Source organism: Streptomyces sp. NPDC104309, from assembly GCF_055584025.1.
On record NZ_JBVJMV010000002.1, the window covers coordinates 127,131 to 149,291 of the forward strand.

The 22,161-nt window shown below is 69.5% G+C and carries 21 protein-coding genes and 2 pseudogenes; 12 read left to right on the forward strand and 11 right to left on the reverse strand.

The window, feature by feature from the left end:
• The first annotated feature begins 50 nt into the window (after positions 1 to 50).
• Entirely contained in the window at positions 51 to 1,499 is a 1,449-nt protein-coding gene (locus ACZ68L_RS02335) for an MFS transporter (protein WP_469573512.1), read from the forward strand.
• On the opposite strand, the gene ACZ68L_RS02340 is transcribed toward ACZ68L_RS02335, so the two are convergent.
• Positions 1,453 to 2,961 (reverse strand): CehA/McbA family metallohydrolase, encoded by a 1,509-nt coding sequence (locus ACZ68L_RS02340; RefSeq protein WP_469573987.1) that lies wholly within the window; start codon positions 2,959 to 2,961, stop codon positions 1,453 to 1,455. The genes ACZ68L_RS02335 and ACZ68L_RS02340 overlap by 47 nt on opposite strands.
• Before the next feature lie 214 nt (positions 2,962 to 3,175).
• On the opposite strand from ACZ68L_RS02340, the gene ACZ68L_RS02345 reads away from it, so the two are divergent.
• The 4 genes from ACZ68L_RS02345 (at position 3,176) to ACZ68L_RS02360 (ending at position 6,501) form a co-directional block, all read left to right on the forward strand.
• Positions 3,176 to 4,021: an LLM class F420-dependent oxidoreductase gene (locus tag ACZ68L_RS02345; RefSeq protein WP_469573514.1), complete on the forward strand. Its 846-nt coding sequence runs from the start codon at positions 3,176 to 3,178 to the stop codon at positions 4,019 to 4,021.
• 107 nt (positions 4,022 to 4,128) lie between these two features.
• Positions 4,129 to 5,610: a peptidoglycan D,D-transpeptidase FtsI family protein gene (locus ACZ68L_RS02350; RefSeq protein ID WP_469573516.1), complete on the forward strand. Its 1,482-nt coding sequence runs from the start codon at positions 4,129 to 4,131 to the stop codon at positions 5,608 to 5,610.
• Positions 5,611 to 5,837: 227 nt separating this feature from the next.
• On the forward strand, positions 5,838 to 6,299 hold the full coding sequence (locus tag ACZ68L_RS02355; protein ID WP_469573517.1) for a hypothetical protein: 462 nt from the start codon (positions 5,838 to 5,840) through the stop codon (positions 6,297 to 6,299).
• 1 nt (position 6,300) lies between these two features.
• Positions 6,301 to 6,501: a hypothetical protein gene (locus ACZ68L_RS02360; protein ID WP_469573519.1), complete on the forward strand. Its 201-nt coding sequence runs from the start codon at positions 6,301 to 6,303 to the stop codon at positions 6,499 to 6,501.
• A 499-nt stretch (positions 6,502 to 7,000) separates the two neighbouring features.
• Here the strand turns inward: ACZ68L_RS02360 and ACZ68L_RS02365 are convergent, their stop codons facing one another.
• Entirely contained in the window at positions 7,001 to 7,246 is a 246-nt protein-coding gene (locus ACZ68L_RS02365) for a DUF7848 domain-containing protein (RefSeq protein ID WP_469573521.1), read from the reverse strand.
• The gene (locus ACZ68L_RS02370; protein WP_469573988.1) at positions 7,234 to 7,485 is read right to left on the reverse strand and encodes a hypothetical protein; all 252 of its coding nucleotides are present in this window, start codon (positions 7,483 to 7,485) and stop codon (positions 7,234 to 7,236) included. Before ACZ68L_RS02370 ends, ACZ68L_RS02365 begins: the two co-directional genes overlap by 13 nt.
• A 274-nt stretch (positions 7,486 to 7,759) precedes the next feature.
• On the opposite strand from ACZ68L_RS02370, the gene ACZ68L_RS02375 reads away from it, so the two are divergent.
• The 3 genes from ACZ68L_RS02375 (at position 7,760) to ACZ68L_RS02385 (ending at position 10,186) form a co-directional block, all read left to right on the forward strand.
• Positions 7,760 to 8,479, forward strand: a complete 720-nt coding sequence (locus ACZ68L_RS02375) for an XRE family transcriptional regulator (RefSeq protein ID WP_469573989.1) — start codon at positions 7,760 to 7,762, stop codon at positions 8,477 to 8,479.
• Between the two features lie 2 nt (positions 8,480 to 8,481).
• On the forward strand, positions 8,482 to 8,952 hold the full coding sequence (locus tag ACZ68L_RS02380; RefSeq protein WP_469573523.1) for an NUDIX domain-containing protein: 471 nt from the start codon (positions 8,482 to 8,484) through the stop codon (positions 8,950 to 8,952).
• A gap of 589 nt (positions 8,953 to 9,541) precedes the next feature.
• Positions 9,542 to 10,186, forward strand: a complete 645-nt coding sequence (locus ACZ68L_RS02385) for a hypothetical protein (protein WP_469573525.1) — start codon at positions 9,542 to 9,544, stop codon at positions 10,184 to 10,186.
• Between the two features lie 106 nt (positions 10,187 to 10,292).
• Here the strand turns inward: ACZ68L_RS02385 and ACZ68L_RS02390 are convergent.
• Positions 10,293 to 10,557, reverse strand: a pseudogene (locus ACZ68L_RS02390) (tyrosine-type recombinase/integrase); the annotation flags it as partial.
• 686 nt (positions 10,558 to 11,243) lie between these two features.
• Here ACZ68L_RS02390 and ACZ68L_RS02395 point away from each other — a divergent pair.
• Positions 11,244 to 14,744 (forward strand): hypothetical protein, encoded by a 3,501-nt coding sequence (locus ACZ68L_RS02395; RefSeq protein ID WP_469573526.1) that lies wholly within the window; start codon positions 11,244 to 11,246, stop codon positions 14,742 to 14,744.
• A gap of 76 nt (positions 14,745 to 14,820) precedes the next feature.
• Here ACZ68L_RS02395 and ACZ68L_RS02400 read toward each other — a convergent pair whose 3' ends face one another.
• Positions 14,821 to 15,483, reverse strand: a complete 663-nt coding sequence (locus tag ACZ68L_RS02400) for an HAD family hydrolase (RefSeq protein WP_469573991.1) — start codon at positions 15,481 to 15,483, stop codon at positions 14,821 to 14,823.
• Positions 15,484 to 15,654: 171 nt separating this feature from the next.
• Between ACZ68L_RS02400 and ACZ68L_RS02405 the strand changes: the two genes are divergently transcribed.
• Positions 15,655 to 16,509, forward strand: a complete 855-nt coding sequence (locus tag ACZ68L_RS02405; protein WP_469573528.1) for an NmrA family NAD(P)-binding protein — start codon at positions 15,655 to 15,657, stop codon at positions 16,507 to 16,509.
• 25 nt (positions 16,510 to 16,534) lie between these two features.
• On the opposite strand, the gene ACZ68L_RS02410 is transcribed toward ACZ68L_RS02405, so the two are convergent.
• The 3 genes from ACZ68L_RS02410 to ACZ68L_RS02420 form a co-directional block, all read right to left on the reverse strand.
• Complete coding sequence (locus tag ACZ68L_RS02410) at positions 16,535 to 17,467, reverse strand: helix-turn-helix domain-containing protein (RefSeq protein WP_469573530.1); 933 nt, start codon at positions 17,465 to 17,467, stop codon at positions 16,535 to 16,537.
• A 308-nt stretch (positions 17,468 to 17,775) separates the two neighbouring features.
• Positions 17,776 to 18,021, reverse strand: a complete 246-nt coding sequence (locus ACZ68L_RS02415; RefSeq protein ID WP_469573531.1) for a DUF397 domain-containing protein — start codon at positions 18,019 to 18,021, stop codon at positions 17,776 to 17,778.
• On the reverse strand, positions 18,018 to 18,884 hold the full coding sequence (locus ACZ68L_RS02420) for a helix-turn-helix domain-containing protein (RefSeq protein WP_469573532.1): 867 nt from the start codon (positions 18,882 to 18,884) through the stop codon (positions 18,018 to 18,020). The genes ACZ68L_RS02415 and ACZ68L_RS02420 overlap by 4 nt, the downstream gene beginning before the upstream one ends.
• 135 nt (positions 18,885 to 19,019) lie before the next feature.
• On the opposite strand from ACZ68L_RS02420, the gene ACZ68L_RS02425 reads away from it, so the two are divergent.
• Both ACZ68L_RS02425 and ACZ68L_RS02430 read left to right on the forward strand, forming a co-directional pair.
• Positions 19,020 to 19,439 carry an ATP-binding protein gene (locus ACZ68L_RS02425; protein ID WP_469573534.1) on the forward strand — a complete coding sequence of 140 codons (420 nt, stop codon included), beginning with the start codon at positions 19,020 to 19,022 and terminating at the stop codon, positions 19,437 to 19,439.
• A gap of 152 nt (positions 19,440 to 19,591) precedes the next feature.
• On the forward strand, positions 19,592 to 20,383 hold the full coding sequence (locus ACZ68L_RS02430; RefSeq protein WP_469573535.1) for a DUF2785 domain-containing protein: 792 nt from the start codon (positions 19,592 to 19,594) through the stop codon (positions 20,381 to 20,383).
• Between the two features lie 126 nt (positions 20,384 to 20,509).
• Here the strand turns inward: ACZ68L_RS02430 and ACZ68L_RS02435 are convergent, their stop codons facing one another.
• The 3 genes and pseudogenes from ACZ68L_RS02435 to ACZ68L_RS02445 form a co-directional block, all read right to left on the reverse strand.
• Positions 20,510 to 21,517 (reverse strand): hypothetical protein, encoded by a 1,008-nt coding sequence (locus tag ACZ68L_RS02435; protein ID WP_469573537.1) that lies wholly within the window; start codon positions 21,515 to 21,517, stop codon positions 20,510 to 20,512.
• 76 nt (positions 21,518 to 21,593) lie between these two features.
• Positions 21,594 to 21,692: pseudogene (locus tag ACZ68L_RS02440) on the reverse strand (site-specific integrase); the annotation flags it as partial.
• 42 nt (positions 21,693 to 21,734) lie between these two features.
• On the reverse strand, positions 21,735 to 22,154 hold the full coding sequence (locus ACZ68L_RS02445) for an RNHCP domain-containing protein (RefSeq protein ID WP_469573538.1): 420 nt from the start codon (positions 22,152 to 22,154) through the stop codon (positions 21,735 to 21,737).
• Between the last annotated feature and the right edge of the window lie 7 nt (positions 22,155 to 22,161).

Below are 22,161 nucleotides of genomic sequence, written 5' to 3' on the forward strand. Positions count from 1 at the left end.
CTTGATCCATTGGTCTTTCGATGTCGGGGCAGATCCGAGGGGGCGGGCGGATGCGACGGGCGACGCGACGCGGCAGGGGCGGCGGGGAGGCGAAGTCCCCGAGGGACGAGCGGGGCGCACCGGGGCTGCTGGCCCAGCTGCGCGATCCGCCGGGCGGGCGCAATGCGCGGGTCATGCTGCTCGCGCTGAGCCTGGACCGGACCGGCTCGGGGCTGTGGGCCGCGTCCTCGGTCCTGTATCTGACCTTCGTGACGCGGCTGAGCGCCGAAGAGATCGGCGTGCTGCTGGGCGTGGCCGGAGTCGCGGGCATCGCGGGATCACCGCTGGCCGGACGGCTGGCCGGCCGCTTCCCGCTGCGCCCGTTGCTGTTCGGCTGCCATCTGCTGCGCCTGGTGACGATCGTCCTGGTCCTGGTGTGCGGCAGCTTCGAAGCGCTGCTGCCCGTCGTCGCCGTCACGTACCTGGGGGACAGGGCGGCGAAGATGCTGGAGATGCTGTTCGCCACCCGGACGGCGGGCGAGCGGCGCGCGGCCTACCAGGCGCTGTCCCGCAGTGCGTCCAACGCGGGATTCGGCCTCGGCGCCGGCATCGCGGCGATCGGCCTGGCCGTGGGAACCACCGACGCCTACCGGGCGCTGATCCTTGGCAACGCGCTGTCCTTCGCCGTCGCCGCGGCGCTGGTGTGGCGTACGGACGAGCCACGGGAGAGGACCGTCGAGGTGGCCGGGGCGCCGGCCGGCGCGGCGCCGGCCGGGGAGCGCCCGCCCGCCCGCACGTCCGGCCCGTGGCGGGACCGCGGCTATCTCACCTTCGTGCTGCTGGACATTCCGATGAACCTGGACGACTCGATCATCGGAGTCGGCCTGCCGCTGTGGCTGGTGAACCGCACCTCGGCGCCGCACGCCCTCGTCCCGGCCTTCCTGGTCATCAACACCGTGATGGTCGTGGTGCTGCAGATCAGCGTGTCCAAGCGGGCCGAGGGGCCGCGCCGGGCCACGCGGGCGGTGCTGCTGTACGGGGCCATGGTGTTCGTGTGCTGCGTGCTCCTGGCGGCGGCCACCCGGGGCGGGACCTGGACGGCCGCCGCCGCCCTGCTCGCCGCGGCGCTGGTGGTGACCCTGGCGGAGCTGATGCGGTCGGTGAGTTCCTGGGAGCTGGCGGTCCTGCTCGCACCCCGGGATGCCCGCGCCGCGTATCTGGGGGTGGCCGGGATGTCCCAGTCCATCCAGAAGTCCGCCGGGCCGCCGCTGCTGACCGGAGTGGTGATGGCGGCCGGACCGGCGGGCTGGCTGGTGCTGGGCACGCTGGTCGCGGGCTTCTCGGCCGTCCAGGGGCGGGCCTGCGCGCGACGGCTCCGCGCGCTCCCGCCGCCCGCCGCGCACAGGCCCGTCCCCGCACCGACGGACCCGGGACGCGTGTCGGACGTCCCGCCTGCCCGGCGGTCGGACGGAGCTACTTCCGAGGCGCGTCCTCACTCTCCAGGAACACCGGATTGGTGAGCGCCGCCAGTGCCCCCGGCAGCCCCGGCACCGTCGCCGGGTGCCGGACCTCGGCCCGCACATAGGCGGCGTAGGCCGGCGTCGTACGCCACTGGACCGTCCCCGTCCCCGACTCCGGCAGCGCGGCCGTGAACAGCGTGCCCTGGTCGGTGACGAAGTGCGCGGTGCAGCCGGGCGCCCCGGTCACCTCCAGCCGCACGGTGACCGGGGTGCCGTCCCCGTCCACCCGCAGCCGCTCGCCGATCCCGGCGTGCAGTCCGCGCCCGCCCGAGGCGCCGAAGGACAGGGTGACGGCGGACGACTCGGCGATGTACGAGCGCCCGGCCCGGATCCCGGCCGTGATCGCCCCGCGCGACAGCTCGTCGGCGAGGACGACGGTCTGCGGCAGTCCCACCTTGTCCGGCTCCCGGTGCGCGTCGCTGTTGCCCATCGCCGGAACCCACGGCTTCGAACAACGGACGGCAGCGACAAGGGAGTTGTCCCATTCGGCGAGGGCGATCTCGTCCTCCGGGGTGTAGGCCCCGTTCCACACCTCCACCGCGTCCGCCTCGCCGAAACCGAACTTCCAGTGGCAGCCGATGCAGGTGGCGTGCGGATGCGCGGGCACGACCAGACCACCGGCCCGCCGCACGGCCCTCGCGTAGTGCCCGAAGCGGTTGTCGCGGGCCCGGTAGCGCCAGTCGACGAACGTGCCCGGGTCGGTGCCGAGCGCGATCACATGTCCGTTGCGGGCGGTGACCTCCTCGCCCGTGAGGACGAGCAGATCGTCACCCCACAGCCCGCCCCACGCGCCGTGCGCGGAGTGCGTGTTGTGCTCGCTGCTGTTGATGAAGTCGAGCCCGGCCGCGCGAGCGGCGGCGGCGATCTCGGCCGGGGTGCGCCCGCCGTCCGAGTGGACGGAGTGGAGATGGCAGTCCCCGCGGTACCAGGCGCGCCCGCGCCCCTTCGCCCGCTCCGGCGGGTACACGGGCTTCGGCGTGGACCCGGCGGGCCCGAAGCGCAGGGTGATCGTCACCTCGTACGGGAGCCCTTCCGGGGCGACGGTGTACGGCCCGAGCGCGATGTTCCAGGTCCCGGCCCGTACCGGACCGGCGATGTAGCCGGGCGTCGCCTCGTCGGCCCGGACGAAGAAACCGCTGCGCGCCCCGCCGGACCACCCCCGGAACCCGCGCCCGCCCAGCTCCGTGCCGCGCTCGTCGAAGATGCCGATGTCGAGGGCGTTGCCCTGCGTCCCGGCCGGGACGGGCGTCTTCCGGTACGTGTACGAGACGGCGATCTCCCGTACCCCGCGCGGTACTTCGACCGGCAGATACACATAGTCGGGCGACCCGGTCGGCAGGGTGCCGCGCGCGGTCACGGTCCGGTCGGGGGCGTCGTTGCCGGTCGCGGCGTCGGCGAAGCTCACGGTGCCCAACGTTAGAGCGGTGGCCGCCGTCCCGACGAGAAGGCCGCGCCTGGCCATCGGACGGCCGTGGGCGGATTGCGATGAGGACATACGAGTGGCTCCCCGGGGTGTCGTGGTGGCGAGGATGACGTACTCGACCCTGGCGGGAAGCCGTGAACTCCGGAAGAACGCCGAGAGGCACGAGCGGGGCCCGTACCGCGCGACCCTCGGCTTTCCGCACCGCACGGCATACGTTGGGGCCGTCACCGGACCACGACGGAGGTGTCCTCGTATGCGGATCGCCACAACGATCTTCCTCACCGATGAGACGATCACACCGCTGCGGCTCGCCCGCGAGCTCGAACAGCGCGGTTTCGCCGGGCTCTACCTGCCCGAGCACACCCATATCCCGGTGAGCAGGGACACCCCCTACCCGGCCGGTGGCGAACTCCCGCCCGAGTACGGACGCACCCTCGACCCCTTCGTCGCCCTCGCGCAGGCCGCCGCGGTCACCGAACGCCTCGCCCTCGGTACCGGCATCACGCTCGTCGCCCAGCACGATCCGATCGACCTGGCGAAGCGGATCGCCACCCTCGACCATCTCTCCGGCGGCCGGTTCACGCTGGGCCTCGGCTACGGCTGGAACGTCGAGGAAGCCGCGGACCACGGGGTGGACTGGTCGACGCGCCGTGACCTCACCCGTGACCGGATGGCCCTGATGCGCGCCCTGTGGTCGGCCGAACCGACGGCGTACAAGGGTGAGTTCGGCTCGGTGAGAGCCAGCCACGCGTACCCGAAGCCGGTCCAGGAACCCCGCGGCCCGCTGAACGGCCCCCGCACCCTGATCGGCGGCGCGGCGGGCCCGAAGCTGTTCACACACATCGCCCAGTACGCGGACGGCTGGCTCCCGATCGGTGGCCGGGGCCTGACGGAGTCCGTACCGAAGCTCCGCGAGGCCTGGGAGTCGGCCGGCCGGGACCCGAAGCACCTCCAGGTGGTCCCGTACGCGGTACTCCCGAGCCCGGGGAAGCTGGCGCACTACGCGGAGCTGGGCATCGAGGAGCTCGTCCTGCAACTGCCCCCGGCGGGAGAGGCGGAGGTGCTGCGGGCGCTGGACGACTGTGCGCAGTACCTCTGAACGACCACGCCCACGGAAACAGATGGTTGCGGGTGCAACCATTTGCCCGTAATCGGTATCTTTCTCGGTCAAGGACCGAACAGTTGTGAGCGCGGGAGTGGATGAGGATGAACAGGCCGTTGCGGCGCATAGCCATATTCTGCGGGCTGCTGGTGATGGCGCTGCTGCTGCGGGCGAACTGGCTCCAGTACTTCCAGAGCGAGTCCCTGGCCACTCATGAGAAGAACCGCCGGGTGAAGATCGCCCAGTTCGCCACTCCGCGCGGCGACATCGTCGTGGGCAGCGACACGATCACCGGTTCCAAGGCGGTCGACGGAACGGACTTCAAGTACAAGCGGACCTTCAAGCAGGGCCCGATGTACGCCCCCGTCACCGGGTACGCCTCCCAGTCGCAGGGCATGTCCCTCCTGGAGAAGACGTACGACAGCATCCTCAGCGGGCAGGACGACCGGTTCGCGTTCCGGCACGCCAAGGACATCATCACCGGCAAGCAGCGGCGCGGCGGCGATGTGATCACCACGATCAACCCGAAGGCGCAGAAGGCCGGCTACAAGGGGCTGACCGACCTCGGCGCGCGGGGTGCGGTAGTCGCGCTGGAACCGGACACGGGGAAGGTCCTGGCCCTCGTCTCCACACCCTCGTACGATCCCTCCGTCTTTGCCGGGAACTCGTTCAAGGAGGGGGACAAGTTCCAGGCGCTCGTCGGCGACAAGGCCAAGCCGCTGGCCAACCGCCCGCTGCGCGAGACCTTCCCGCCCGGCTCGACGTTCAAGATCCTCACGGCGGCCGCGGCCCTGGAGAACGGCGTGGTCAGCGACGTCGACGCGCCGTCCGGCGCCGTCTCTCCGTACCCCCTGCCGCTCTCCACGAACAAGATCGGCAGCGAGGCCGGCGACGCGGTGTGCAACAAGGCGTCCATGAAGACCGCGATGCAGTACTCCTGCAACAACGTCTTCCTCGACGCGGCGTCCAAGGTCGGCGAGGAGAAGATGCGGGAGACCGCGGAGAAGTTCGGCTTCAACGCCGACGTCTACTCCAAGGAGTTCGGCGACATGCTCGCCACCAAGAGCCTCTACCCGAGCAAGCTGGACAAGCCCGGCACCGCGCTGACGGGCATGGGGCAGGGCAGCCTCACCAGCACTCCGATGCAGATGGCGATGGTGACGGCCGCCCTCGCCAACGACGGCAAGCTGATGCAGCCGTACATCGTCGACGAGCTGCGCGGCCCCGACGTGTCGGTCCTGGAGAAGAACGAACCGAAGCTCATGAGCCAGGCCGTGTCCGAGGGGACGGCGAAGAAGGTCCAGGAAATGATGGAGTTCACGGCCAGGGAGGGCAGCGCCAAGCGCGCCCTGATCGACGGCGTCACGGTCGGCGGCAAGACCGGCACGGCGCAGCGCGGCGTCAACGTGAAGGACGAGGTGCCGTACGGCTGGTTCGTCTCGTACGGCAAGTCCGGCGGCAAGTCGGTGGCGGTCGCGGTGTTCATCGACCCGACGGACATGGACATCTCCCGATCGGACATCTCCGGTGGGCGGCTGGGCGCGCCGATCGCGAAGAACGTGATGAAGGCCGTGCTGGGCAAGTAGCCAGGGGCCCGAACCGTAACTCGTACCGCTTCGACGCCCTGTGCATCGCGGGCCCCGAGGGTCCGGCCGCCGAGTGCGAGCAGGTCAGAAGGCGTCGCAGACCTCCTACAAGGCCGAGGCGGTCTGCCCGAGGCTGTGCGGCATGGAGCGGGTGACCGTCACGAAGCTGACCCCGGCCACCGGGGTCGCCGGAAGGACAGCGACCTCACCAAGGGCACCCCGACCGCGTGTGCGGCCGCCCCCGGCGTGAAGAGCCTCGGCGGCCCGGCGCCGTACCGACGCAGGCCGATCCCACTGGTCTGGCTCCTTGCGCGGTCGGCAAGCCGGCGTTCATCTGCGCCGACCAGGAACCCGACACCGAAAAGGTCAGCCATGGTACGAACAAGGCAGCGGGCGAAGTCCAGTACGCCAGGCAGCAGCAGGGCCAGGCGAAGCAGCGCATCAAACAGACCGCCAAGGCGCGCGGAGGGGAGCCGCTCGCCCGGGCGCAGCTCGCCGTCGTGGATCGTGGCGCGCAGGACGACGAGGTGCTGATCTACTCCGTCCAGGGCCGGGGTGTGTTCGTCCGCCGGCTCAGCCCGCGCGATCAGTTCCTCAAGCGCTACAACGAGTCGTTGGAGGAGATGGCGGCTCAGCGCCGGGCCCGCGGACGAGGAAGCCGTACGGCTCAGCGGCAAGACCGACGATGAGGTGGCCGCCGAACTGGAGGTCGCCGAGGAGCGGTTCGCGAAGGCCAGCGCCGAGTTCGAAGCCGCGACCATTCACCGCGACGTCATGCGAGCGGTCATGGAACAGCGCAAGCGCCTGAGCGGCAACTACACGCCCGAGGAGAACTCCGCCAAGGCCCAGCGCCTCCTCGACCGCCTGGCCGAAGGCAAGCGCCGACGCTGACCCCGGCCGGACGCAGCAGCAGGGCACGAGTCGCCCTCCGTGCGTCCTGAGCAGAGCTGTTCAGAGTTTCTTTACTTGATCAAGGGCGTCCCGCTGGCGCGGGCCGCCGCGAGCGTAAGCCGAACCACCAATCGGAAGCCCCGGTCCGACCGCTCAGCAGCAGGCTGGCCGGGCACCTGAGAGGCCGCCCGGCGGGCTCGCGCTCCCGGACGCCCATGCTTGCTGCCTGGCTGGGGGCCGTGACGATGGAGATAACTGGGCTGATGCCGGTGCGGGGTTGAGCGAGGCACACGTGGCGGGTGGTCGGTCGGCGCGCCCACCGTCGTGGCTGACCTTCTGTGGCAGAGGCCAGAACCCCCACAGTCATGGGCACGGCACGCACGTGAGGGCCCGTCCCTGCCGGGGCTGACGAGTGCGGGGGAGCCTCGATCGGCTGCGCCCGGCAGGGGCGGGAGTCGGGTGGGTCAGCGCGGTGCGGCGCCTGGGCGAGCGAGGCGGGTCACGTCTGGCGCCAGGTCCGCCAGGGGCGGGTGATGATCTCCCGGTAGGTGTGGTGGGACGGGTTCTGGCCGCAGTGCCGCAGTACCCAGTCCTGCGGTTCGGCGAAGTCCTCGCTTGTCGGTGAGGTTTCTCCGTCCACGGCGCACTGCATCGCGTACAGGACCGGCTCCGCGTCCGGCTCGCGGTTGGGCTGGAGCGTCCAGGTCTCGTAGCGCAGGACCGAGCGAGGGGTCACCGTCCCCACCGCCGGTTGGCCACGGCCACCTTCGCGCTCAGTTCCTCCGTCGGAGTCGGCGTCCGTACGTCCTCGGGCGGCACGTCCCACTCCTGGCCACCGCGCGGTGGCCGAAGCTGCACGTACGGCCCCACATGCCCCATCACCACGCCCACCTTGCCGCTCCGTCGGTCGACCACCAGGGCGCCGGCATCGGGCGAGACGGTGTGCCCGTCGGCATCAGGGGTGGGGGCCGTCATCGTGACCACCCCGGCGAGGCGGCGCGCGACCGGGCATCCGGTCGCAGGGCGGGAACACATGGGGTGGCGCACTTTCGCACGTTGACGCTCCTCGGCGGCGTTGATGCGTGCCCCTGGGCCTGTTGGTTGCCGCAGGGTCGGCACCGATCCTCACGCCGGTCACCGGGACGGAGGAACCTCCACCAAACCCCACTTCGGGACGTCCTGCACCGTGTAGAACGTCCCTAGTGTCGTCCTGAGACGAAGGGGGAGACCCGTGCCGAACGAGAGACTACGAGCCGTCATGGCGGCGGGAGGCTGGACGCACGCCGCACTCGCTCAGCAGGTCGAGGTCGACCCCAAGTCGGTCGAGCGCTGGGTGAATCTCGGGCGTATCCCACGTCGTGCCACAGCCCTGCAGGCGGCCAAAACCCTGGGAGAAGACGTGCACGCACTCTGGCCGGCACTCCGCCAAGCCCGCCCCGCCCGCGCCATCAGCCCCGAACTGGTCGCGCTCTACGAGCAGCGGGCCGACATCCCTGTCTCGACGTTCACCGACCTCTTGACCCAGGCCCGGGAACGGATCGACCTCCTCGTATACGCGGCCGTCTTCCTCCACGAGGCGTACCCGCGGCTGAACGAACTCCTCACCGAACGCGCCGCCGAAGGCTGCACCGTCCGCATCGCGATCGGGGACGCCGACAGCGACAACGTCCAAGCCCGGGGCAAGGAGGAGCGGTTCGGCCACGGCATCGAATCCCGCTGCCGCCTCGCGCTCATGCACTACAGGCCACTCGTCGGCACCCCCGGCATCGAAGTCCGCACCCACGGCACCACGCTCTACAACTCCCTCTACCGTGCCGACGACCAGCAACTCGTCAACGCACACGTTTGGGGCGTCAACGCCTACGCCGCCCCCGTGTGGCATCTTCGCCGATACCAGGAGAGCGGCATGTTCGACACCTACGCCGAGAGCTTCGACGCGGTGTGGGCGACGGCAACCCCCGTACGAGAGGAAGGCTGACCGTGGCGCGAACCGAGTACTACGACGACCCGAACGCACCCGAGCCGAACAGCGTGGTCGTCGCCACCTCCGCCGTCGTCACCGACGACCACGGGCGCATCCTCCTCCAGCGCCGCCGCGACAACGACCTGTGGGCGCTCCCCGGCGGCGGCATGGACCTCACCGACTCCCTGCCCGGCACGGCCGTCCGCGAAGTCAAGGAAGAGACCGGCCTCGACGTCGAGATCACCGGCCTGGTCGGCACCTACACCGACCCGAAACACATCATCGCCTACACCGACGGCGAGGTCCGCCGCCAGTTCAACGTCTGCTTCACCGCCCGGATCACCGGCGGTCAGTTGGAGATCTCCGACGAGTCCACCGAGCTCCGGTTCGTGCCGCCGGAAGAGACCGAGCGGTTGCCGATGCACCACACCCAACAGCTCAGGCTCCAGCACTTCCTGGAACAGCGCGAAAGGCCCTACCTGGGCTGAACCGACTGACGGCAGTAGCTGACGGCAACGACCCCGCACAACCACGGACACCCACGCACTCACCGGACCAGTAGACCGCACTTGACCTGCGAAAAAGCAGGTCGAGGGGTTCGCGTAGCACACGTACTATGTGCTGGCAGGCGCCACGCCGGTACTCGTTCACAATTGTGGCAGCGGACCTAGGTCATCTGACCGATAGGGCCGACGACTTGCATTCTCTGATTCCGTCAGGCGGTCAGCGGTACAGGACTACCGGGGTGCTGCACGCTGATGGGGTCGGTGGAGCTATTGATCTGTCTGCTGTTGGAGCGAGGAGTAACCTCACTCTGATTCAACGGGCTGATTCTCTTGATGCCGGGGAGTTGGCTATATCGATGAGTAATGGTGCACACGCTGAAGTGAAGCTAGTAACTGCGGCTTAGCACCTAGATCTTAATCCTGGCGGGATTGCAACGAATAGGCCTTTCTGTCTCGCTTGTTCTCAGTTCCTGACAAACCAGGGCGCGACACTTGTCAGCCCCAGGACCGCTCTGTGGCTTCCGCCCGGCGTAAGGTAACTCTCAATCGTGGGGGCATCGAAGGGGTGCAAATGCTCACCAAGGAAGAGATTGGCCGGATCGAGTCGGCATGCGGCGAGCTGGCGTTGAAGCGAGTGTTCGCGCTCTCTCTGTCCGCAGCCCATCGGACTCTTCCTGTCTACCAGGCATACAGTGAGGTCCATGCTGAGCTGGAAGGATACGGATTGGTTCACGACGGCTTGGTAGGAGCGTGGCGAGTTCTGCGAGCCAGGCCGGGCGCGTCTGTCGTCGAGCTTGCTCCCAGAGTTGAGGCTGCGATCAGAGGTGCAGAGTCAGACCTCGAGTCGATCGACGCGGCTGAGAGTTTTAGTCTCGCGGAAGCTTTGACTGTGGAGTCAATTACTGCCGTAACGCTCGCGTTGCGCGCCTACCTCGAAGACTCTCGAAGCGGTGCCTTCAATGCCGCTATCGGCGCTCTAGAGGTCGATATGGTTTGGGCGGAGGGAGAAGCTGAACGGTCAGGCGCCGAAGGCGTTGTATCGTGGGACAGGCTGATGGCTCACTATGGGCAGCAAGTGCGTGATATTGCCCTCCTGGCTGACACTGGTGAGTCTGACGAGAAGCTTGCTTTCCGTGATGTTGCAATGCGCGCCGAACGAGAGGGCATGCCCTTCCTTGTTCAGATGAGGGAACTCCTTTCAACCTCGCCCTCTTAGCCTCGTAAAGATTTGCGAAAGGTCGCGCATTTCAGCAACCAAGTGCCCCGCCGGATTGATTCCGGCGGGGCACTTGGGCTGTTTGACGGCAATGGTGACGGCAACGTCAGCGGACGACGGCTGCGAAGGGCGGGTCGTCGGGGTCATTGTCCGTCGGGCTGAGGGCGGTGCCGAGGGTGTCTATGGCCTGGCGCTGGAGGCGGAGTCGCACGGGGGCGTCAGACGGTGGCGGTGACTCCGATGTGGGCGTGGCCGCGGAGTTTTTTGATCACGACAAGTTCGACGCCACGTTCCATGAGCAGGGTGGCCGTCGAGTGCCGGAGGTCGTGGAAGCGGATGTGGCGTAGGCCGGCCTTGTGGAGGAGCGTGGTCCGTCGGCCGTTGCGATGGGGAGGTCGCGGTTGTTGGTGCCGATCTTCTCGGTGAGCGCGCTGAGTTCGGTCAGCGCGTCGGATGGTGCCGTAGAGGGGACGCGCTTGTGGGTGTTGCCGGGGCGAGCGCGTATCCAGCGGCTCCCGTCATCCGTCCTTGCGTTGGTAGATGGTCCCTTCGCTGTTGGTGCGGGTGCGGGAGCGGCGGGATGAAGCGGGGTGGGGCGGAGTCAGCAGGCCGCTTCCTGTTTGAGACGGGTACGGTCGGGGCCACCTCGCGGACGAGCGGCGCGAGCAACTCGTGGCCGCCGCCGCGACGGGCCGCGCCGACTTGCTCTCGAACATCGTGGGCACGATCGCTTTCCTCGCACCCTCCGCGGCACGCCATATCACCGGGCAGGTGCCGGATATCGACGGAGTCGCGCACTCGACCCGCTGAGGCGGGCCGCTCGTCGGTCCGGTGACGAGGCGGTGGCCTGCCGTTCGCGGCCGGTGGCGGGGTGCTTCCCCGGGCGCGCGTCGGCTGCCCGGAACGTAGGCCTGTTCGATGGGCGTGCGTGCGATTATCATGTGCGTTCTTTACAATTCGCGCACATGTTGCTTGCGCCCCGGGCCGTACCGCGTTCGTGAGCCGTTCGCGAAGTCCCGGCGGAAATCCTTCACTTCACCGGTCCGGGGGGAACGGAATGCCCAGCCACCATCATCCATGTACGGCCGCGAGATCCGGGGCGTACACCGCCTTGTTGCTCGCCCTGTCTGTCCTGCTCTCGTTGCTGATCCCCGCGACCGCCGCCCAGGCGTACGCCGGGGCGGCCCCCGCGGTAGCGGCAGCCGCTCCGGCCGACCAGGACTGTTCCGTTCTGCCGCTCTCCGCCTTCGGTGAAGCCGCTTCGGCGGAAGGCACCGTGACCATCCCCGCGGACGAGACGGCCTGCCTCACCTTCACGGCCGAGGCGCCCGGCCTGCACAAGGTCGTGCTCATCGGTGGCACCGCCGGGAGCACGTACGCCCAGGTCTTCGACGGCGAGGTGGAGATCAACTGCTACGACCGCGAATGGGGTCCCGGCTGGTGCGAGTTGCCCCATGCGGGCGCCTTCACGCTTCAACTGGTGAACAACTGGCCCGAGCCGAGCACGCCCACGGTCGCCGTCGTTCCCCTCGGCTCCACCAAGGGCTGCGCCCCGGAGATCAGCACCGCCTGGGACACCGCACCCGTCGTCGCCTCGGCGGCCGGGGCGAACGCGATCCAGTGCCAGCCGTTCGCGGGCAAGCCGGGTGAGCGGATCACCGACACCATCGAGACGACCGTGTACGGCGAGAGCCTGTCCTGGATCACCGACGAGACCGGTGCCCGGATCTGCCCGCACTTCAACGAGGACGACAACGACGGCTGCGTACTTCCCGGCGACGGCCCGTACCGGGTGCTCTCCCAGGTCAGGGAGGCTGAACACGGCTTCCCCGCCGAGTACACCCTCACCGTCCGGCGCATCTCCGACCCGGCCGGCTGCACCCACGTCCCCTTGAACGGATACAACTCCGCACCCACGATCGCGGTCCCGGCCAGCGGCTGCAAGACCTTCACCGCCCCGGCCGCCGGACGCTACAACACGTACGCCGTCCACGGCGGCGCCCGTTCGGTGCTCGCTGTGTACGACCGGGACGGCAAGACCGTCTGCACCACCTGGAACGGCTGCGAACTTCCCGCCGCCGGTGACTACACCGTTTTCACCGACCACCCGACCCTCATCCTCGACGGCTCCGCCACCACCGGCTGCGAGCCCGTCGAACTCGGCCTGTACCGTTCCGCGTTCGCAGCGGCCGGTGAGATCGACTGCCTGTCCCTGCCGCTTCCCGCGGACGCCCGTCTGGCCGTGCTGAAGAACCTCAACGGGTCCGGGCCGCGCCCCGAAGTGACCGTCGTGGACGCCGACGGTATACAGCGGTGTGACTGGACCGACCTCTCGGCGGGTACGTGCGCACTCACCGGCAAGGCCCCGTTCCGTGCCCTGGTCTCCACCGACGACTCGTCGGAGCCGACCGGCCCCTACGCTCTCGCCCTGCACCGCACCGACGCGGCGAGCGACTGTCCCGCCATTCCGGCGGGGGACTTCACCGCGAAGAGCCCGGCGGCCCGGTTCTCCACCGGCGACGGCGTCTTCTCGCACTGCCTGACCATCCCGGCCGACCACAGTGCCCGGGAGAACCTTCAGCTCCAGGCGGCACCCGGCACCACGTCCACCGCCGCCTTCACCGTCCTGGACCCCCACGGCAAGCAGGTCTGCTCCGTCTACTCGTCCCTCTCCGCCTGGACGACCTGTGAACTGGCCCCCGGCGTGGCCCACACCGTGCTCGTCACCGGCCGTGACACCGCCGCCGAGTACACCCTGACCCGCCGCGACGTCACCGCGACCGCGAAGGGCTGTACCCCGAACCCGGCGACGAAGGTCGGCGGCCCGTCCACCGGGGGCGCGATGGGGGCCCCCGGCGAGCTGCGCTGCCGTCAGGTCACCACCGCCGACGCCAAGGACATCCTGCACATGGACGTCCGTGACGCGCTCGGCACCGCGAACGTGGTGGTGTACGGCGCCGACGGCACCGCTCTGTGCAACAAGAATCAGGCGTGCGCCGTCACCGGTTCCACCCACTACCAGGTCCTCGTCACCGTCCGGACGGGCCTGAAGGCCGCCGACTCGTACCGCTTCGACGCCCTGCGCATCGCCGGCGCGGAAGGACCGGCCGCCGAGTGCGAGAAGGTCCCGAACGTCGCCTTCGGATACGGCCCGGTCACCGGCACCCTCGACGAGCAGCACACCGCTGTCTGCGCCGCGCTGCCCACCGGGTACCGCGACTACTTCGAAATGAAGATCAGCGACACGACGGGCGCCACCGAGACGGCGGTCCCCGCGCTGTACGGCCCGAGCCTCGACAACGGCTGCATGCGCTTCATCCCGACCGGCTACGACTGCGCCGTGCGCGAGCCGTACACCAAGGAGACCACCCCGAGCGTCCTCGTCCTCTCGCTGCCGGAGAAGGCGTCGAAGACCTCGTACAAGGCCGAGGCGGTCTGTACGTCCGTCCTCTGCGGTACGGAGCAGGTGACCATCGGGGAGATCGCCCCGGCCACCGGGGTCAGCGGCACGAAGGCGACGGTTCAGCTGAGCGGCACGTCCCTGCACAAGGACGACGAGGTCGTGCTGTCGCTCAACGGCAAGCAGATCACTTCGACCACCACCGCGGTTTCGGCGGACCGGAGGACCTTGACGGCCGTCCTCGACCTGACCGGGGCCGCCGTCGGCACCTGGAACGTCGGCGTCAACACCCACAACGGGTGGGGGTACCAGCGCGGCAGTTTCACCGTCACCGCGGCCCTGCTGAGGAACAGCGCGCCCCCGGCCATCACCGGTACCGCGAAGGTGGGTGAGCGGCTCACCGCCTCCACCGGCACCTGGACGCCCGCCCCGGCCTCGTACGCCTACCAGTGGAACGCCGACGGCAAGGCGGTGTCCGGCGCGACCGCGTCCACGTACACCGTCCCCGCGACGCTGCTCGGCACGAAGGTCACCGTCACCGTCACGGCCCGTCGCACCGGCACCCCGGACGTCCAGGCCACCTCGGCGGCGGTCACGCCCTCCCAGGGGGCGGCTCCCAAGGCGACGACCGTCCCGAAGATCACCGGAACCGCGAAGGTGGGCGCCAAGCTGACCGCCGCGTCGGGCAGTTGGACACCGTCCGCCACCTCGTGCGCCTACCAGTGGAAGGCGGACGGCAAGGCGATCAAGGGCGCGACCGCGTCCACGTACACCGCCCCGGCGTCGCTGCTCGGCAAGAAGATCACGGTCACCGTCACGGCTCGTCGCACCGGCCACGCCGACGGCTCCGCGACCACCGCCCCGGTGAAGATCGCCACGGGCAGCGCGCCCAAGGCGACCAAGCAGCCCACGATCTCCGGCACCGCGAAGGTGGGCCGCACCCTCAAGGCCGCCCACGGCACCTGGACGCCCGCTCCGGCCTCGTACGCCTACCAGTGGTACGCGAACGGCAAGGCGATCTCCGGCGCGACCAAGTCCTCGCTGACGCTCAAGTCCGCCCAGCGCGGCAAGAAGATCACCGTGAAGGTGACCGCCCGCCGCACCGGCCACGCCAGTGGTTCCGCCACCAGCCAGGCGACCAAGGTGGTCGCCCGCTGACATCGGCAGTGTGATCAAAAGGGCCGCGCCCCTCACTGGGAGTGGGGTGCCCGGCCCTTTCGCGTGCCGCCGCCGGTCAGAGTGAGGGGCAGAGTCCGGACAGCAGCACCGGCAGCTTGCGCATGTCGTCGAAGACCACGGTGTCCGGGCCCTCCAGCCAGTGCGCCGGGGTGAGGCCGCCCGCGTAACCCAGAGACCGCATCCCCGCCGAACGGGCGGCCTGGACGCCGTACTTGCTGTCCTCGACGACGACGCAGGCGGACGGCTCGACCCCCATCCGCCGGGCCGCGTGGAGGAAGAGATCGGGGGCGGGCTTGCCGTGCGCGACCTCACTGGCGCTGAAGATCCGGCCCTCGAAGTGGGAGTAGAGCTGCGTGTGGCCGAGGGTGTGCCGCATCTTGTCGTGGCTGCCGCTCGACGCCACGCAGCTGGGGAGCGTGAGGGCGGCCAGCGCCTCGTGGATGCCGTCGACCGCGACGAGCTCGGTGTCCATGGCGGCGCGGTGGAGCTCCTCGAAACGTTGCTGCCACGCGGCGGACCGGCCGGGCAGGCGGGCGTCGATCAGTTCGCCGATGGACGCGTTGGACCGGCCCACGAACTTCTCGACGACCTCGTCCTCCGTCAGCGCCCACCCCAGTTCGGCACCCACTTGGACCTGGACGCGTACGGCGATCTTTTCGCTGTCGACGAGCACGCCGTCGCAGTCGAATATGACGAGTTCAAGGGGAGGAGCAGCCATCGTGGTCATCCGGACAGGATAGGGACCGGCCGACGGTCGGCGACGGCGCGAGGACGATGGGGATGGGGCGGGGAGGCGCGGTTCGTCGGCCGTGCGGTTTCCGGGGCCCCGGTGGCAGGTCCGGCCACCGCTGGTAAGCATGGACGCATGCCCCTCGATCAGGGAGAACCCATGTCCATCGCAGTACTCGGAGCGACCGGAGGCCAGGGTGGCGCGGTGGCCGCCGCCCTGCTGGAGGCGGGGCTCGGTGTGCGCGCCGTGGTGCGCGACCCCGGCAGCGGACGGGCCAAGGCGCTGGCGGTGGCCGGAGCGGAAGTGGTCCCCGGGGACCTGTTCGACGCGGCCTCGCTCGCCGAGGCGTTCCGGGGCACGACGGCCGCGTTCGCCGTCACCACCCCGTTCCAGGACGGTCTGGACGCGGAGGTGGCCCAGGGCGCGGCGATCGTCCGGGCAGCCGCGGACGCCGCACTGCCGCATCTGGTGCTGGCCTCCGTCGCCAGTGCGGACCGCGGCACCGGCGTCCCGCACTTCGAGACCAAGGCCAGGACCGAGGAACTGCTCGCCGGCTCCGGGCTTCCGGCGACGGTGGTGGCGCCGACCTACTTCTACGACAACGCGCTGGGAGCCCTGGACGAGGTCGCCGCCGGCCTCCTCACCATGCCGCTCCCCGGCGACACCCCGCTCCAGCAGGTGGCCCGGCAGGACCTGGGCCGTGTCGTGGCCGCGGTAGTGGCCGATCCGGACCGCTGGACCGGGCAGCGGATCGAGGTGGCGGGCGACGATCCCACACCGGTCCGGATGGCCGAGGAGATCGGCCGGGCCGCCGGCGGCACGGTCGCGTTCCGGCAGACCCCGCTGGAGGACCTGCGCACCATCAACCCCGACATGTTCGCCATGTACAGATTCCTGACGGAGACCGGATACCAGGTGGACCTGGAGGCCCTGCGGGCGCAGTTCCCCGGCGTCCCCTGGACCTCGTACGCGGCGTGGGCGGACGCCCAGAACTGGCCGACACCCCGCCCGTGACCCCCGGGCGCTCGCTCCGAGCGCCTCAGCCCCCTTGGTGCGCGTCGGCCCGGCAGTCGCGGCAGTGGCCTGGGCCAGGGGAGCGGAAGGCGCGCTCGCAGCCGTCGCAGGTCTGGAAGGGCGTCACCCGGTGTACGGGAGTGCGGAGAGGAGTGAGGGGGAGAGGAGGCGGGAGGAGTGCGGTGAGGCGGTGCCGGAGGAATCTCGCGGGGTGTTTGAGGGGCACGGGGAGGTCGGTGGTCAGGGCGCGGCGGATGGTCTCGGGAGTGGCCTCGCGTTCGAGCCAGGTGGCGAGGGCCGGGCTGAGGCCATCGACGTCGCGTTGGGAGAGGTGCAACTGCGGGGCGTCCCGGCGCAGATCGGCGAGGAGATCGGCGGCGGTCCGGAGCAGCGGGGTGCTGGGGGTGCGGGGTGAGGGGAGGGGCGCGCGTTGAGCTCTGGGTGAGGCGGGCTGCGGTACGCGGCGGCTTGTGGGCGTGGAGAGTGCGGCGGGTGTGGGCGACTGCTCGGGTGCGGAAGTCTCACGAACGGGGCGGCGCGGTCCCGGCCGGGGCTGCGGCCGTGCTGCCGGGTGCTTGTGCGGGGCGGAGTTGTCCGGCTGGTTGTACGAGCAGGTGCGGGTGATGACGCGGCCGTCGGGGAGGCGTTCGCGGGTTCGCCGCAGGTAGCAGTGGGCTTCCAGTTCGCGCAACGCGGCGGCGATGCGGGCCTCGCTCTCCGGGAAGCGTTCGGCAAGGGTCTTGATGCCGATCTTCGCTCCGGCGGGCAGTGACTGGATGTGGGTGGAGAGCCCGATCGCGAGGAGGGAGAGCTCGCGGTGCTGGGCCAGGTGATTGCCGACCACGGTGAAGCGGCTGGTGTGCCGGGAATTGATGTGCATGACACCGGATGTCGGTGTGGCGTCCACGGGTACGCGGGACGGGGCACGCGAGGGCGCGCTAATCTGCTGGGTATCCATCGGGAAGGGCCTAACTTCCTCGGTGGTCAGGCCCTCGGTCAGGATTGCCGTCCTGGACGGGGGCCGACGCATGTCTGTGGTTGTCGCGGCGAGCATATGCCAGCCAACCGGTGCGAAATCCAGCTCAGTTGGCAAACCTCACCCGTGTGAGTGACGGGCCTCTTCCTGAGGCCGGGTGGGGTTGGGTTGGGGAATTTCTTCTCCCCAAAGCCTTGAAAGCCTTTTACGTCGGGCGCCGCCTCGACGCGGCCAGCCGGGTCGAGGCGGACCGGGTCGCGGCTGTCGCGACCCGGTGCCGCGCGGGTGGCTCAGCCCTGCCGCGCGTACGTGACGAAGGCGGACCAGGTGGCGGGGGCGACGTCGAGGTGGGGGCCCTGGGTGTTCTTGGAGTCACGGATGTGGACGGTGGTGGGGCAGGCGGCGACCTCAATGCACTCGCCGCCCCCACCACTGCTGTAACTGGACTTGCGCCAGTCGTAGGCGACCTCGATGCAGGTTCCACCTTCGCCGCCGCTGTAGCTGCTCTTGAACCAGTGCAGTTGCTCGGTGTTCATCGCTCTCCCAGCATCTTCTCGATCAGCGTCAGGGACTCCTGGGGGGTGAGAGCCGCCGATTGGATAATTCCATAGCGGACGGCCAGCACGCGGACTTCCTCCATTGCGGTGATCAGCCGCGGGTACGTGTGGATCTCCAGGTATGCCACCTGCTGTCGGCCTTTGGGCGTGACCAGGGTGAACGGGCCGTCCAAGCTTGGCTGTTCCGTGCGGTCCAGCGGCATCAGCTGAAGTTCAACTGTCCGGAGACGGCCGATGTGCAGGAGCTTTCGCAACTGCTCCCGATGTACGTCCCGTCCGCCGATGGGGCGCATCAGCACGCTTTCGTCCAGGATGAAGTGGAACGTCGGCGAGGGCCAGGGGGCGAAGATTGCCTGGCGATCGAGCCGGTCGGCCACCCTCTTTTCGATGGTGTCTTCACTCAGCAGCGGCCGCCATTGAGTGAAGAGAGCACGTGCATAGGCCTCTGTCTGGAGCAGTCCAGGCACGGACTGGTTGTTGTAGACGTAGAGCTGTGCGGCCTCCGCCTCCAACTTGGCGTAGCTGCGGTACCACTCCGGATGTCGCGTGCGCGCCTTGTTCCGTGCTTCCTGTGCGTCGGGGATCGCTGCCCGTAGTACCCCTCCTGCCCCCAGCAGATCATCGGCCCGGTCAAGGAAATCGACTTGCGGCGTCCTTACGCCACGCTCCATCGCGGAGATCAGGTCCTCCCCGCAATGCGCTGCAAGCCCCAGATCCTTCTGGCTCAGTCCCGCGCGTTCGCGCAGCACCTTGATCTGTCTGCCCAGCGCCCTGAACAGGTGCGCCGTGCCGTCCGACTCGGCCGGGCGTTCCGGTCGTTCTTCGCGTTCCGCGTTCGCCATCTACCCCGTACCGCCCTCTGTCCGTCCGGTCACGGCCGACGCCCCCGTACAGCCGACCGGGCGGGCCCGTACAGCTCCTCGGAGTCGTGGTGTCACTCCTGGTCAGCGTACGAGTAACCGGACACGCTGAGTCACATGAATGCCGAAATCACCCTTGTGGGCGCCGAGTTCGTCCAGCGGTTCAGCGCAACCCGCCGCGGGGCGCGGCTCGCCCGTCGGCTCGCTGTGCATCAACTCGACGAGTGGGGTGTGCCGTACGGGAGCGAGCTCTCCGACAACGCCGCCGTGGTCGTGGCCGAGCTGGCGGCCAACGCGGTGTTGCACGGGCGCGTAGCGGGGCGGGACTTCGAACTGAGGCTCGTCGCCTTCGCGGGCACGCTCCGTATCGAGGTGTCGGACGTGCGGGGCGAGCGGCGGCCCGAGCCGCAACCTCCCCGGCCCGACGCGGAATCGGGGTTCGGCCTGCATCTTGTCGGGGTGCTGGCGACGTCGTGGGGCGTGAAGGACCGGGGCGTGGGCAAGACGGTCTGGGCCGAGTTGGCCACGACCCCGTGACGGTCAGCCGACGCGGTCCCTGTCCGGCTTCGGCAGGCAGGGTGATACAGACGCCAGAACTGCTGAGTTTGGTCGGGCAGTTGACGGGTTGAGACGATACCTGGACATAATTCGCAGGCGTGCGGCAACGACAAGGACCTATTCTGCTCGTCATGATCGGCTGGAAGAGCGTCGAGGGCGCCGACTGTGCCGTGCCCGCCGACCGGCCCATGGACGACCTCGTCCGCGAGCTGTCCTGTGCCCTGGCGGATCCCGATCCACTGGTCCGGGACGGGGCGCCCTACACCGTCCTCGCGACCTGGATCGCCCGCGGGGTGATCGGGACGTCCCGGCGGCTGGAGCTGGGGGACGAGATGGCCACCCGGTTCACCGACCCGCGGGTCGAGGCCCGCACCTTCGCGCCCCTCGTGCTCGACATGCTGGTGGCCGCGGGGGACTTCAAGGCCGGCTGGGTGGACGCGTTCGAGCACTGGTACCCGGCGGAGCAGGATCTGCGCGGCCACGACGAGACGCTCGGCTGGCTTCACGCGGTGGCGCACGGCGCGGACCTGCTTGCCGGCTTCGGTCGCCACCCCGAGGTGGCGCCGGTGCGGATGCTGGACCTCGCCGCCGCTCGGCTGACGGCGCCCACCGACCACGTCTACGACCAGATGGAGGACGACCGCCTGGCCCGGGCGATCGCCCGGGTCCTCACCCGCACCGACCTGAGCGAGCGCGACGCCGTCGGCTGGCTGGATCCGATCGCCGACCGCTTCGGGGCCGACCGCATCAGCACGCCGGTGCCCGCCCACATCAGCAACTGCCTGCGCACCCTGCGCCTGCTCTACATCCTCGCCGACCGGGGCGTGCGCCCCACCAGCGAACTGCCCGCGGAACCCCTCCACCACTGCGACGCGGTCAAGTCCGGCGTCGCCACCGTCCTCGACCGGATCGTCAGACGCTGACCAACGGCACCCGGCGCGAACTGCGCGACCGGGGCGGCGTGCGGCCCACCTCCGAGGCCACGGCAAACGTGCGCTCGGGGGTGGGGCCGGACAGCGTGGCTGTCCGGCCCCACTTGCGCTAGCCGGTCACTTCCAATCGCACGCGTCGTTACGGAGAGGGTTCAGAACCCTCGCCCAGGAAACGTCAGCGTGCCAGGATTCGAGGTCCCAGGAGATGCCGCTCGTCCCATCCCCTCCGCCTGTGGGGACGTCGTAGACGGTGTGGCAGACGAACTGCTTGTACAGGGAGCTGTTCTCCGTTTTGGTCACCCCGTGCGGGTAGGGTGCCAGGCTCCACATCTCTTTCCAGGCTCCGGCGGGAGACACGCGGGCTTGGATGGTGCCTCTTGTCGTGGGGAACGCGCGGACGACGACGTTCTTGGTTCCGACGGGAATTTCGACCCGGGTTTCCTTGAACAGGTCGGTTCCTGTGGTGCCGGAATAGCCGACGCATTCCCCGTTGCATCCCTCTACGCCGTTTCCGGCGCTCCAGAAGAGGGTCAGGTTGTTGGTCGAGAAGCGCTGGTAGAACGACAGGTACTCCTTGTCCCAGCGTTCGTCGGACGTCGGGTATCCGAACGCCCCGGTCTCCCAACCGTAGTCTGCCCACAGTTGGCCGATCTTCCCCCACACGGGGTGTGCGCCGTGGGAGAGGGTGGGGTGCCAGTAGATGGTGCCGCCGTCGAACTGCTGGCGTTTGCCCTGGCCGTCGGAGTTGGTCAGCTCGTCCGTTACCGGGCAGCCCAGCTTCTCGGCGAGTTCCTGGTATTTCTTCAGGATCTCGCCGCCGACCTTGTGGCCGCAGATCGTCGGATCGTCGGCAAGGGCCGGGGACGCTTGGACGGTGAGGGCGATGAGTGTGGAAGCGAACGCGACGGCTGCCGACTTGAGCAGGGAGGCCTGCTGGGGCCGTAACCGATGCGATGGCTCTGTCTGAGAAATCCTCTGGCGAGTCACACCAGCAACGCTAGCCGTGAGGTACCGCTCGACCGCCGCGACGTACGACGCAGGCGGGGCGGACAGCGGCACCACCCGGGCGCGCGGCAACCGCAACGCGCCCCCGCTCCCGAGTTCGGTCACCGGTTCGATCGTCACGCTCGCCCCGCCCTTCCAGCGCTGCCGCAGTAGATGCGTACACCTGGGGGTTGAGGAACATCCATGTGAGCGTGCCCTTGCTGCGGGCGCCCTTCGCCTTGACCGCGCAACGGCGCCCCGTGAAGTCCAGTTCCTCGATCTTGACGCCGAGGATTTCCTCCGCCCGCCCGGCCGTCCGGTCCCCGCCGCGCACGCGGTGAGGACCGGACGTCCCGTGTCACAACGTGAGCAGTGCTCGCACGGGAATGAAGCTGTCCGACAGCGGGCGTACCGCCATCCGCATCAGGGCGAGGGCGTTGTCGTCCCCCGCGATGCGGTTGGCGCTCAACTCGCCGCAGGTCAGGCACTCGTGGATGATCGTCCACTCCCCGTCCTGCCGGACGGACAGACTGAGTGCCGTCATCCGCCCCCGGCAGCCGGAGGCCCGGTCGCCCGGTATCCGCCGGTCGACGTGGAGGCTGTTCAGGCAGTGCGGGCAGTGGTTGCGGTGGGCGGTGCCCGGTGCGGTCAGCGGTACGTCGAGTCGGCAGCCGACGCAGCGGAACGCGTCGCCGTGGGCGCCGCCCGGCCCGTGGAGGACGTCCTTGCGTCTCTGCGGGCGGTGGGCGGCCGGTCGGCGGGGTTTACGTCGTGGCACGGTGCGG